The 12809-nt window shown below is 57.4% G+C and carries 12 protein-coding genes; 11 read left to right on the top strand and 1 reads right to left on the bottom strand.

The window, feature by feature from the left end:
• Positions 1 to 21 precede the first annotated feature (21 nt).
• The 5 genes from RTK01_RS03285 (at position 22) to lpdA (ending at position 6571) form a co-directional block, all read left to right on the top strand.
• Positions 22 to 1065, top strand: a complete 1044-nt coding sequence (locus tag RTK01_RS03285; RefSeq protein WP_312279606.1) for a DctP family TRAP transporter solute-binding subunit — start codon at positions 22 to 24, stop codon at positions 1063 to 1065.
• A gap of 190 nt (positions 1066 to 1255) precedes the next feature.
• Complete coding sequence (locus tag RTK01_RS03280) at positions 1256 to 2248, top strand: thiamine pyrophosphate-dependent dehydrogenase E1 component subunit alpha (RefSeq protein ID WP_294854520.1); 993 nt, start codon at positions 1256 to 1258, stop codon at positions 2246 to 2248.
• Between the two features lie 21 nt (positions 2249 to 2269).
• Positions 2270 to 3244 (top strand): alpha-ketoacid dehydrogenase subunit beta, encoded by a 975-nt coding sequence (locus RTK01_RS03275; RefSeq protein WP_312279605.1) that lies wholly within the window; start codon positions 2270 to 2272, stop codon positions 3242 to 3244.
• Positions 3245 to 3269: 25 nt separating this feature from the next.
• Positions 3270 to 4610 (top strand): dihydrolipoamide acetyltransferase family protein, encoded by a 1341-nt coding sequence (locus tag RTK01_RS03270; RefSeq protein ID WP_312279604.1) that lies wholly within the window; start codon positions 3270 to 3272, stop codon positions 4608 to 4610.
• 209 nt (positions 4611 to 4819) lie between these two features.
• The gene (lpdA, locus tag RTK01_RS03265) at positions 4820 to 6571 is read left to right on the top strand and encodes a dihydrolipoyl dehydrogenase (protein ID WP_312279603.1); all 1752 of its coding nucleotides are present in this window, start codon (positions 4820 to 4822) and stop codon (positions 6569 to 6571) included.
• 101 nt (positions 6572 to 6672) lie between these two features.
• On the opposite strand, the gene RTK01_RS03260 is transcribed toward lpdA, so the two are convergent.
• Positions 6673 to 7134 carry a DUF4830 domain-containing protein gene (locus tag RTK01_RS03260; protein ID WP_294854515.1) on the bottom strand — a complete coding sequence of 154 codons (462 nt, stop codon included), beginning with the start codon at positions 7132 to 7134 and terminating at the stop codon, positions 6673 to 6675.
• Positions 7135 to 7299: 165 nt separating this feature from the next.
• Between RTK01_RS03260 and RTK01_RS03255 the strand changes: the two genes are divergently transcribed.
• The 6 genes from RTK01_RS03255 to RTK01_RS03230 all read left to right on the top strand — a co-directional run.
• Positions 7300 to 8028, top strand: coding sequence for a pseudouridine synthase (locus RTK01_RS03255; RefSeq protein WP_312279632.1), 729 nt, complete (start codon positions 7300 to 7302; stop codon positions 8026 to 8028).
• A gap of 144 nt (positions 8029 to 8172) precedes the next feature.
• Positions 8173 to 9264, top strand: coding sequence for a helix-turn-helix domain-containing protein (locus RTK01_RS03250; protein WP_312279602.1), 1092 nt, complete (start codon positions 8173 to 8175; stop codon positions 9262 to 9264).
• A gap of 155 nt (positions 9265 to 9419) precedes the next feature.
• A complete protein-coding gene (locus RTK01_RS03245) occupies positions 9420 to 10166 on the top strand; it encodes a WecB/TagA/CpsF family glycosyltransferase (protein WP_397352232.1) in 747 nt (248 codons plus the stop codon).
• Positions 10163 to 10828: a thymidylate kinase gene (locus RTK01_RS03240; RefSeq protein WP_312279601.1), complete on the top strand. Its 666-nt coding sequence runs from the start codon at positions 10163 to 10165 to the stop codon at positions 10826 to 10828. The genes RTK01_RS03245 and RTK01_RS03240 overlap by 4 nt, the downstream gene beginning before the upstream one ends.
• A gap of 342 nt (positions 10829 to 11170) precedes the next feature.
• Positions 11171 to 12343 carry an endolytic transglycosylase MltG gene (mltG, locus tag RTK01_RS03235; RefSeq protein WP_312279600.1) on the top strand — a complete coding sequence of 391 codons (1173 nt, stop codon included), beginning with the start codon at positions 11171 to 11173 and terminating at the stop codon, positions 12341 to 12343.
• A partial coding sequence (locus tag RTK01_RS03230) for a peptidase U32 family protein (protein ID WP_312279599.1) occupies positions 12330 to 12809 on the top strand: 480 nt, incomplete at its 3' end. The genes mltG and RTK01_RS03230, both read left to right, overlap by 14 nt.

Genomic DNA, 12809 nt, shown 5'->3' with positions numbered 1-12809 from the left:
CAAAATTTGAGGAGGAACATTATGAAAAAGTTTCTTGCACTGGCCATGGCACTGACTATGACCGCGACGCTGCTGGCCGGCTGTGGCGGCGACAAGCCTGCCTCTTCCGGCACAGGTTCCGGTTCCACCGCTGGCGGCGACGCCACCTTTGAAAAGGCGACATGGAAGTTTGCCTGCTCCGCCACGGAGAACACCGTTTGGGCGGATATGGGCCGCGACTTTGGACAGATGGTGTCCGACGCCACGGGCGGCGCCATCACCGTGCAGGTTTACGCCGCCGACCAGTTGACTGCCGGTAACCAGTCCGAGGGCATTCAGGCCGCCATCGACGGGACTACTGAGCTGTCTGCCCACTCCAACCTGATTTATTCCGCGTTTGACCAGCGGCTGAACGTTGTCTCCCTGCCCTTCCTGTTCGACTCCTTCGAGGACGTTGACGCGAAGCTGGACGGCGAGGGCGGCAAGGCACTGGGCGAAGTCGTTGAGAGCATGGGCCTGCACCTGCTGGGCATCGGTGAAAACGGCTTCCGTCATCCCACCAACAGCGTCCGTCCCATCGCGTCTCTGGCCGACATGAAGGGCCTGAAGCTCCGCGTGGCCGGTTCTGAGCTGCTGAGCGCCGCCTATGGCAAGTGGGGCGCCAACTGGGCCAACGCCAACTGGTCCGAGGTTTACACCGGCTTGCAGACCAAGACCTATGACGGTCAGGAGAACCCTCTGCCCACCGCCGATGGCGCCTCCATCGCCGAGGTTCAGAACAATGTTACCTATTGGACCGGCGTGTATGACTGCATTTTCTTCACCATGAACGGCGAGCTGTACGATTCTCTGTCTCCCGAGCTGAAGGCCATCGTTGACGATTGTGGGCAGAAGGCCGCGCAGAATCAGCGCAAGCGTGAGCGGGAAGAGGACCAGAAAATTCTGGAGAAGTGGAAGGCCGCAGGCGTCACCGTCACCGAGCTGACTCCCGAGGCTGTCGAGGAGTTCAAGACTGCTTCCGCGCCTTTGTACGATGAATTCGCCGACAAGCTGACCCCCGAGCTGATTGCCGCCTTTACGAAGTAAAACCTATTCTCCGTAAAAATCGAAAAGATTTTAAGTTGCGTTCACTGGAAAAGCGTGGCTACAGTGGTCTGTCGCCACGCTTTTTCAGAATCATTCGCGTGAAAATTTTGACAGTTCGGTCAAAATCAATTGGATAATTATACAATTTATACAACAAACCGACAACTGTCGGCAGAAGGGAGTTTTTCCTATGGCAACAGCAAAAGCCGCAAAGGCAGCATATACCCAGGACCAGGCCAGGAAATTTTACGAGACAATGTCCACGATCCGCCATTTTGAGGAGAGTATTAAGCATGACTCTCTGGCCGGCGAGATTCCCGGCTTTGTGCATCTGTATATCGGCGAGGAGGCCATTGCCACCGGTGTGTGTGCCGCCCTGAGAAACGACGACTCTATCGAGTCTACTCACCGGGGCCACGGCCACTGCATCGCCAAGGGCGCCGATGTCAACCGGATGATGGCCGAGATTTTTGGCAAGAAGACCGGTCTGTGCGAGGGCCGTGGCGGCTCCATGCACATTGCGGACTTCTCCGTCGGTATGCTGGGGGCCAACGGCGTTGTGGGCGGCGGGTATAACCTTGCCACCGGCGCAGCGCTGGCCAACAAAACAGTTTTGAAAAACGACAAGGTTTCCGTGGTGTTCTTCGGCGACGGCGCATCCAACCGCGGAACCTTTCATGAGGCCATGAACGTGGCCTCCGCGTGGAAGCTGCCCATTATTTTTATCAACGAGATGAACTGCTGGGCCTCCACCACGCCTTACCGCACCACCTGTAACCTTGAGAACATTTCCGACCGCGCGGCGGGCTATCACGTCCCCGGCGTGATTGTGGACGGACAGGACGTTTTTGCCGTATATGACGCCGCCGTGGAGGCCGTTGCCCGCGCCCGGAGAGGGGAGGGTCCCACCTTCATTGAGGCCAAGACCTACCGTATCGAGGGCCATTTCGTGGGCGACCCCGAGATGTACCGCACGAGAGAGGAAACCCAGAAAATTTTCCACGACACCGATCCTCTCCAAATGTTCCGCAAGAAAGCTGAGAAGCTGAAGCTGATGACCGCCAAGGAATGCGAAGCCGTGGACGCGGACTGCGTTGAGAAAATCAAGGCAGCCAAGAAATTTGCCATGGAGTCCGAGTATCCCGATTCCGGCGAGTTTATGAAATACGTCTACGTGGACTAAGAACTGAGGAGGATGACAACAATGCGTGAATTAACGTTTTCTCAGGCCACCTGCGAAGCAATGGCCGAGACTATGGAAAAGGATGACAAAATCTTTGTAATGGGCGAGGATCTCGCCCGCCAAGGCGGCATCTTCGGTCAGTTCAAGGGCCTGCCCGAAAAGTTCCCCGGCCGGATTATCGATACCCCCATCTCCGAGACGTTCATCATCGGCGGCGGCGTGGGCGCGGCTTTGGCCGGAGCACGGCCCGTGGTGGATATGCACTTTGCCGACTTCGTCGGCGTTGCCATGGACGAGGTGTTCAACCAGATGGCCAAGGCCCGCTATATGTTCGGCGGTCAGGCCAAGGTTCCTCTGGTGCTCCGCGCGCCGGACGGCATGACCTTTCAGGGCGCGGCTCAGCATTCCCAGTGCGTGGAGGCTTGGTTCCCCCACATCCCCGGCATCAAGGTGGTCGCTCCCTCCAACCCCTATGACGCAAAGATGGTGCTGATTGCCGCCATTGAGAGCGACGATCCCGTCATCTATTTTGAGAATAAGATTCTCTATAAGGAAAAGGGCAAGCTGCCTGAGCTTGCGGAGCAGGTGCCCTATACGCTGGGCAAGGCCCGCGTGGAGCGGGAGGGCAGCGACGTGACCATCGTGTCCTACTCCATCGGCATGAAAAACGCCCGGGGCGCTGCGGACCTTTTGGCGAAGGACGGCATTAAGGCCGAGGTCATCGACCTCATCACCCTGTCCCCTTGGGACAAGGAGACGGTGCTGAACTCCGTGAAGAAGACTCACCGTCTGTGCGTGGTTCACGAGGCGGTGAAGCAGGGCGGCTTTGGCGCGGAGATTTCCGCCACCGTGGCCGAGGAGGCAATGGAATACCTGGACGCGCCCATTCTGCGGTACGGCGCTCCGTTCTGCCCCATTCCCTTCGCTCCCACGCTGGAGAAGATGGTGCGCGTGTATCCGGAGGACCTGTACAAGGGCATCAAGGGCATGTTTTAATGCCTGAAAAAGGAGATTTTCAAATATGGCAACTGAAGTATTGATGCCTAAAATGGGTCTGACCATGACCGAGGGCACCATTGAAGAGTGGAAGAAGAAGGAGGGCGACGCCGTTCAGGCGGGCGATATCCTGTTCTCCGTGGCTACGGATAAGCTGACCAACGACGTGGAAGCCGACACAACCGGAACCCTTCTGAAGATTCTCTTTGGCGAGGGCGAAACCGTGGAGTGCAAAACCGTTATCGCATGGATCGGCGCACAGGGTGAGGCTGTTCTCGGCGCACCCGCCGCCTCTGCGGCCCCGTCTGCTGCTGCGGTACCCGCTGCGCCCGCAGTATCTTCGGAGGCGCCGCAGGCCACTGCGCAGACCGCGGAACGCACTCCCGGCGGCTTTGTTTTGGCAACGCCTTACGCCCGAAAGCTGGCAAAGGAGAAGGGCTATGACCTGTCCCGGATTTCCGCCACCGGCCCCAAGGGGACTGTGGTGGCAAGGGATGTGGAGTCCTTCGCCGCAGGTCCAAAGACCAGCCCCATGGCCGCAAAGCTGGCGGCGGAGCTGGGCGTGGATTTGTCCGGTCTGGATGCGGACGGACGGGTGATGAAGGCCGACGTGCTGGCCGCCGCCGGAAAGGCTGTCGCCGAGACACGGAATGTGCCTGTGGGTGTGCAGGGCAGCAACGACGAAGCCCCCAAGAAGGTGGACCCGCTGCGCCGCAGCATTGCCGCCAATATGACCGTCTCGTGGCTAACCTCTCCCCGCGTGACCTATACGCATCCGGTGGACGCCACCGCCATGAAGGAGTTGCGCGCCAAGCTGAAGGACGGGTTGAAGGAGCGGGGAATCAAGCTGACCTACAACCACATTCTGATGAAGGTGGCTGCCAAGGCCCTGACGGAGTTCCCGGATATCAACTCCAGCTTTGCGGACAACATGCTGACCCACCACACCCATGTGAATATTGGCCTTGCCGTTGCCAAGGGCACGGGGTTGATCGTCCCCAACGTGAAGAGCGCTGAGGCCAAGTCTCTGGCGGAGATCGCGCAAGAGACGGAGGGCCTGATTGCCGCCACGCGGGATGGCAAGCTTTCGATGGAGGACATGACCGGCGGAACGTTTACCATTTCCTCGCTGGGGCCCTATGGAATCACCAATTTCTCCCCCATCATCAACCAGCCGGAGCTTGCGATTCTGGGCGTGTGCGACATGGTAGATACCCCGGTGGTGCGGGATGGGGAAATTGTGATTCGTCCCATGATGAACCTGTGCCTTACCGCCGACCACCGGGTGGTGGACGGCGTGATGGCCTCCAAATTCCTCCAGCGCCTCTGCGAGCTGCTGGAAAATCCGTATATGCTTCTGGTGTAAAGAGGGGACTTCGTCCCCCTTTAGATTCCCCCACACCAGTGACACCGGCCACTGGTGAACGCCGCCCAAGGCGGCTGGAATTATGTATCTTTGTCAGGCGCATGTCCTGACAAAGATATTTTGAGTTAGTTTTCCGCAAGGCGGAGAAATCAGGGGGGCCTGGCTGAGGCCGGGCCCCCTGCCTGATTGAAGAAAGAAGGACATTTATTATGGCAATTGAAGTTCTGATGCCGAAAATGGGCCTGACGATGACCGAGGGCACCATCGAGGAGTGGAAGAAAAAAGAGGGTGACGCCGTAAAAGCGGGGGACATTCTGTACTCCGTGGCCACGGACAAGCTGACCAACGACGTGGAGTGCGACACCAACGGCACGCTTCTGAAAATTATGGTGGGTGAGGGAGAGACGGTGGCCTGCAAGACCGTGGTGGCCTACATCGGCCAGCCCGGCGAAGCGGTTCCCGCCCCGGGCAAAGCAGCCACCGCATCCGCTGCCCCCGCAGCGAAACCCACTGCTGCCGCACCCGCATCCACTCCGGTGGCAGCTGCACCGACGGTTGGCGCGAAGACCGTTTTCGTGGTGGGAGGCGGCCCCGGCGGCTATGTTGCCGCCATCCGGGCCGCGCAGTTGGGCGCAAAGGTCACGCTCATCGAGCGGGAGCATTTGGGCGGCACATGCCTGAACATCGGCTGTATCCCCACCAAGTGTCTGCTCCACAGTGCGGAGCTGATCTCTCAGATTAAGGAGCAGGGAGCGGAAATTGGTGTAAAGGTTGATAGCGTTACAGTGGACTTTCCACAGGTGATTTCCCACAAAAATGATATTTCCAAGAAACTAACCTCCGGCGTGGCGGGTCTTCTGAAGCTGAATAAGGTGACAAAGCTTGACGGCGAGGCTACCTTCACCGCACCCAAGACCCTGTTGGTGAAAAAGGCTGACGGGTCTTCCGAAACCATGACTGCCGACGCGATCATCGTGGCCACCGGCTCCGTCAACTTCGCGCCGCCCATCCCCGGATTGAAGGAGAACCCCAACTGCATCGACTCCACCGGCGCACTGAGTCTTGAGAAGCTGCCGGAGAGCATGGTGGTGATCGGAGGCGGCGTGATCGGACTGGAGCTGGCCTGTGCCTACTCCGCCTTTGGCACGAAAATCACGGTGGTGGAAGCGCTGGACCACATGCTGCCCATGCTGGACGGCGACCTTACGGAAATCGGCGTGGCTCACATGAAGAAGGTGGGCATGGAGTTCCATTTGGAGTGCCCCGTGCAGGCTGTGGAAGCATCTCCTGTGGGTGCGAAGGTCGTCTGCAAAAATAAGGTGGGCGAAACCGTCAGCTTTGAAGCAGAGAAGGTTTTGGTGGCAATCGGCCGCCGCGCCAACACCGCGTCGCTCAATCTGGAGGCCGCCGGGCTGAACAACGACCGGGGCCGCATCATCGTCAATGAGAAGATGGAAACCAGCGTTCCCGGCGTGTATGCCATCGGCGACTGTGTGATGGGCTATGCCCAGCTTGCCCACACCGCCTCCGCCATGGGCGAGGTGGCTGCGGAAAATATCTGCGGCGTGCCGGCGGTGTACGACGAGAAGACCAATCCTACCTGCGTGTATATGGAGCCGGAGGCTGCCGGAGTGGGCCTCACGGAAGAACAGTGCAAGGCGAAGGGCATTGCTTATAAGGTTGGCAAATTCCCCATGAGCGCCAACGGAAAGGCTCTGATTCTCAACGATGGAGAGGGTTTGGTGAAGATCATCGCCGATGAGAAACACGGCGAGATTTTGGGTATGCACATCATCGGGCCCCGGGCCACGGACCTCATTGCCGAGGGTGCGTTGGCCCTGCGGCTGGAGGCCACGGTGGAGGAGCTGATCTCCACGATTCACAGTCATCCCACCGTCACGGAAACAATGCGCGAGGCGGCTTTGAACGTGGAAAAGCGAGCAATCCATACCAAAAATTAAGCGCGTACCCCTCTTAAAAAACGATGCCGCCCGCCGTAAAATTACGGCGGGCGGCGGCATGTGGAATTTTTTTGGCTCGGAGCGGGAAATTTAAAGAGCGCTTATTCAGGAAAGTCCAAACCCGCCTGAAAACCATTTGCCCCGGTGACAATGATGTCCCCCGCCGCCGGAAGCCCCTCGCAGAGATACAGATTTACCTGCACGCCATCAGGATGCCCCGGATAATTTAGAACGCTGTATGTATAGCGGGTGACCTGTTGGCCCTTCAGCTCCGCCAAATCAAAGCCCTGCTCCCGTTGAAGATCGTTATAAGCCTCGTAATCCTCTGTCAGGGGGTCCGGAATGCGGATTTGCAGGGTGGATACCGGGTCGGGGGAAACCTCCCAGCCCAGCTCCTTTAAGTAGCCGTTGCGGGCCTCCTCCGTGTCCAGCCGCGCGGCGCCGTTCTCCGCCGGACTGCGGAAAATACCGCCGAGCACCACCAGCAGAATTGCCAGCGCGGCAAGCAGCACCACTGCCGCAAGCACCCGTTTCTTTCGCAGATGCGCCGTCCAGATGAACATAAACAACCATCCCTTTCTCCCCGCGCGCCGCAAGCAGCCGCGCGCAAAACCATGACACTTCGGACAAACTCTCCTACCCTTCCGTCATTTCCTTATTCCATTCGCCGCTGGGATATGCTAAAATTAAGGACAATCGCAATGGAAAGAGGGGAGTGAGCCGTGGAAATGCAGAGACTGGACAAGCTGCTTTCTGGAACCGGGAAATGGTCCCGGCGTGAGGTAAAGTTGCTGGTGAAGCAGGGACGGGTTTTGGCAGACGGTGCGCCCGCGCCCTCGCCAGAGACGAAGTACGACCCGGAGACTGCGGTTCTGGCGGTGGATGGGGAGCCTGTTGTGCTGTCCCGATACATATGGGTGATGCTAAACAAGCCTGCGGGCGTTCTCTCCGCAACGGAGGACGGGCGGGGCCAAACCGTTTTGGACCTTCTGCCAACCGAGCTGCAAAGGCTGGATATGTTTCCGGTGGGGCGGCTGGACAAGGACACAGAGGGTCTGCTTTTGCTGACAAACGACGGGCAGACCGCCCATCGGCTCCTCTCCCCGAAATATCATGTGGACAAAGTGTATTACGCAAGAACGGCTGGGAGTCTGGAGGAAGCGGACAGCCGTGCGTTCGAGTCGGGCATGACACTGGAAGACGGCCTTGTTTGCCTGCCTGCGGGTCTTGAAATTCTGTCGGCGGGAGATACGAGCGAGTGTCTTGTGACGCTTCGGGAGGGAAAGTTTCATCAGGTGAAGCGTATGCTGGCGTTTCGGGGAAAGCCTGTGCTGTATCTCAAACGGCTGTCCATGGGCAAATTGACTCTGGATGCGGCGCTGGACTCCGGCGGCTTTCGCCTTCTGACAGAGGGGGAGCGGCAGATGTTACAAAACGGCGAAAGCGGAATCAGTTGAAAGCTGAATATCACACAAAAAGCCGTCTAAAATTTTGTTGAAAAAAGAAAAAAAGTCTTGCATTTTCACAAAAATGTCGATATAATATGGGCATTGACAAAATGCACAAAGAAAAACGCAGAATGTGCGCTAGGAGGGCCGGCAATGTCGGGAAGAATTTTTCAGAATGTAGTCCTGCAGCTCAAGGAGAACGCGGACCGGACGGTGGGCGTGATCGACGGAGAGGGAATCGTCATCGCGTGCAGCGAGCTTTCCATGATCGGGCAGCGGTGGGCGGAGTTTGTCCCCGCGATCAATACCGCAGGGGGGAGCATGGTGGTTTCCTCCGGAAAGACGTTCAAGGCGCTGAACGGCTGGGGGGCGCAGTTTGACTATGCCGCGTTTGCCTTCGGCGACAACGAAATCAGCAAAACAGTCTGCGCTCTTGCCGCTGTGGCGCTGAATTCCGCCAAGTCCTATTACGAGGAAAAGCACGACCGCGGTTCCTTTATTAAGGATATTATCACCGACAACATCATGCTGGGCGACATTTATATGCGTGCCAAGGAGCTGCGGGTTTCCAGTGACGTGGCCCGGGGCGTGTTTGTCATTCGTTCCCTGAAAAAGACCGAGTCCGTCCCCACGGACGCGATTCAAACCCTGTATCCCGACCGGCAGAACGATTTTGTTCTCTCTGTGGGCGAAGGGAACGTGGTTTTGATCTGCCAGCTTCCTGAGGGGGCCGGCGTCCGCGAGTTGAACAAGATTGCGGCTTCCATTGAAGAGGCACTTCAGGTAACCGGCGAGCCCTCTGCCGTGGTGGGCATCGGCACCGTGGCAACTCATCTGCGTGATTTGGCCAAGTCCTATAAGGAGGCGCAGATCGCCATTGAGGTGGGCAAGGTCTTTGACACGGAGAAATACGTCATCAATTATGAAAACCTTGGCATTGGCCGTCTGATTTATCAGCTTCCCACCACACTGTGTGAGATGTTCTTACAGGAAGTATTCAAGAAAAATCCTATCGATGCGCTGGATAAGGAGACACTGTTCACCATCCACAAGTTCTTTGAAAACAACCTCAACGTCTCCGAAACCGCCAGAAAGCTGTTTGTCCACCGCAACACGTTGGTGTACCGGCTGGAGAAAATCAAAAAGCTTACGGGGCTGGACCTTCGGGAATTTGACGACGCCATCACCTTTAAGGTGGCACTGATGGTCAAGAAATACCTGACCTCCCGGGGCATCGACGCCTGATTGAAATAGTAAAAAGAGCGGACGCTGCGTCCGCTCTTTTTTTCTGTGGCGAGGTGCGTTTTGCCCGCTGTCCCAGTGGAAAGCGCGGACAAATTCAGGAATTTTTGCGTTGGACAAAGGTCCCCGGATATGATATAATACAGAGCTGTATGAGTGTGAAAAATGTACGAGGTGTTTCCATGCGGATTGATGTGCTGGGCGTGGGCTTTGACAATGTGACCATGGCGGAGGCCGTGGCGGAAGGGCAGCGCCTTTTGAATACGGAGGGAGCGCATTATGTCGCGACTCCCAACCCCGAAATTATAGAGCTTTGCCGGGAGGACCCGACGGCTCTAAGCGTCGTGAACGGCGCGGCGCTGGTTTTGCCGGACGGCATCGGCGTCATTAAGGGTGCGGCGATGCTGGGGACTCCCCTGAAGGAAAAAACGCCGGGGATTGAATTTGCAGAGCGTTTGATGGGGAAACTGGCGGAGGAGGGGAAGTCTCTCTACCTGCTGGGGGCGAAGCCGGGGGTTGCGGAGGAGGCGGGGACCCGCCTTGCGGCCCGCTATCCCGGCCTGAGAATTGCCGGGACCCACGACGGGTATTTTAAAGAGGACGCACCTGTGGTGGACGCTATCCGCCTTAGTGGTGCGGACTGTGTGTTTGTGTGCCTTGGCGCGCCGAAGCAGGAGATGTGGATGGCGAAAAACGGAGAGACCACAGGAGCACGTCTGCTGTGCGGCCTGGGAGGAAGTCTGGACGTATTTGCGGGCCGGGTGGAGCGCGCCCCGGAATTTTGGTCCCGCCACGGGCTGGAGTGGTTTTACAGACTGTGCAAAGAACCCCGCCGCCTTGGGCGCATGATGAAGCTGCCTCTGTTTCTGATTCATGTGCGCGCAGAAAGGAGACGGCGGAAATGAACGGAAAGCTGATTGTGTTTGAGGGGACCGACGGGTCCGGCAAAGCCACACAGGCCCGGCTGCTGGGAGAAAGACTGAAAAAAATGGGCGTACCTTTTTTGGAGATTGACTTTCCCCGGTACGGAAACCCCTTTGCCGAGCCTGCCAGACTGTATTTAGATGGGGCGCTTGGGAAAAACCCCGGCGATGTCAGCGCCTGTGCTGCTTCTGCGCTGTTTGCGGTGGATCGGTACGCCTCCTATAAGCAGGACTGGGGCGCGGCCTACGAGGCCGGAGGGCTGATTCTTGCCAACCGGTACACCACCTCCAACGCGGTGCATCAGGCGTCGAAACTTCCGCCCGCCGAGCGGACGGACTTTTTAAACTGGCTGTTTGATTTGGAGTATTGCCGTCTGGGTCTGCCAAGGCCCGATCTGGTGCTCTATCTGGATTTGCCTACGGAACTTTCGGAACAGATGCTCCGTCAAAGGGAGCGCAGCACGGGGATCAAGGCAGACATCCATGAGCAGGACGACGCATATCTGCAAGAATGCCGGGAGAATGCCCGCAAGATTGCCCGGGACCTTGACTGGACGGTGGTGAACTGCGCCAGAGAGGGCCAGATTCGCTCCGTGGAGGAAATTCACGAAGAGGTATGGAGTAAGATGGAGAAATATCTGTAAAGCTTGTCCTCTTTACGTGCTGGGAAAACGGGACGCAGTGCGTCCCGTCTGCCCGTGGAGGTGGATCAGCAGCAGTTGTCGTTGCAGCCGCAGTTGTTTCCGCAACTGTTTCCGCAACTGTTTCCGCAACTGTTTCCATTGAATCCGTTCCCGCAGCAGCAGAAGAGAAGAACGATAATGATGATCCACCAGCAGGAGTTGTTGCCATTCCCCGAGTTAAAGCACATGGATTTGTCACCTCACTTAAAGTCTTTGTGATAGTCTATGCACGGGTTTGCAAAAGGGAGACTTGGCCATTAAAATTTTCTAAACGCGGCAAAATCACAGGAGGTATGACAGGTTATGTCCGAATATAACAATCAGGAAACCGCAAGCTGGGATGCGAAGCAGGTTCGCCGGGAAGGCGGCCGTCCGTCGTCTTCCGGTCATGGAGAGCGGGGAGAAGGTCCTCGCCGCCGTCGCCGCCGCAGGCGGTTTCTCAGCGGGTGGAAATATGCGTTGTTTGTGTTGCTGACTTCTGTGCTGGTGGCGGGCCTTGGCTGGCTGCTGGTGAATGATTTTTGCGCCTTCAGCAAGCCGGATGTCACTACCACTGTTGAAATCACGGCGGACGACAATTTGAAAACCGTTTCCAACAAGCTCAAGGACGCGGGGCTCATTCAGTACAAGTGGTTCTTCCGGCTTTTCGGCGGATTTGCCGACGCCAACGAAAAAATTGGTATTGGCAACTATGAGCTGAGTACCGAGATGGATTACATGGCGCTGATCAACGCCATGCACAACTCCTCCGGCGGCATGAACACGGACACCGTCCGCGTCACCATTCCCGAGGGGTACACCGTCCGGCAGATTATTGCTCTGCTGGTCAAAAACCGTGTTAACACGGAAGCGGCCCTCACCGAGGCCGCACAGAACGGCACATTCAATTATGATTTTATCGACAACACCTCCAAGGAGCTTTCCCGGCTGGAGGGATATCTGTTCCCGGACACCTATGATTTCTACGTGAACGAGAAGCCCGAAAGCGCCCTGCGCCGCCTGATTTCCAACTTCTCCGCGAAGATGGACGAGGATATGATGGCGCAGGTGGAAGCCTCGGGTCACAGTCTCAAGGAAATTGTCACCATCGCATCCCTCATTGAAAAGGAAACGGCTGGCGGTGATCAGGCCACCATTGCCTCCGTCATTTACAACCGGCTGGCGGATACCGGGAGTCACGGAACCTATAAAATGCTTCAGGTGGACGCGTCGCTGCTGTATGCCATCCCGGATCATGAGGGCGTCATTACGAATGACGACAAAAAGGTGGATTCTCCATACAATCTGTACAAATACGCAGGCCTGCCGCCCACGCCCATCGCAAACCCGGGCCTGAAATCTTTGCAGGCGGCACTGAGCCCCGAAACTACCGGCTATTATTTCTACGCATTGGGCAAGGACAGAACGCACTTTTTCTCCGCCACCCTTCAGGAGCACAACCAGTTTATCAACAGCGATCAGTATGTCGGAAATTAAGCTTCCTGAGCTGCTTTGCCCCGCAGGGGATATGGAGCGGCTAAAAATGGCTGTGGCCTACGGGGCGGACGCGGTATATCTGGCGGGTACCAGTTTTGGAATGCGCTCTTTTGCCGGGAATTTTTCGGACGAAGAGCTTCCCGACGCGGTGGAATACGCCCACAGCCGGGGCGTGAAGGTCCACTGCACGGTGAACACCGTGCCCCACAATGACGAGGTTGCCAGTCTCCCGGCGCATCTGGAAACGCTCCAGAGCGCCGGGGTGGACGCGCTGATTGCGGCGGATATGGGGGTGTTTGCGTTGGCGGGAAAATATGCCCCCCTTTGCCAACGGCACGTCTCTACACAGGCTGGTATCGCCAACTATGAAAGCGCCCGGGCGTGGCACGATCTGGGCGCAAAGCGGGTGATTCTGGCCCGGGAGCTGAGCTTGGAGGAAGTCCGGGAAATCCGGGCAAAAACGCCG

This window comes from Oscillibacter sp. (assembly GCF_031978065.1).
Lineage (GTDB): Bacteria > Bacillota > Clostridia > Oscillospirales > Oscillospiraceae > Oscillibacter.
The sequence above is the reverse complement of the archived record's forward strand: the minus strand, read 5'-3'. Positions and strand labels throughout refer to the sequence as shown.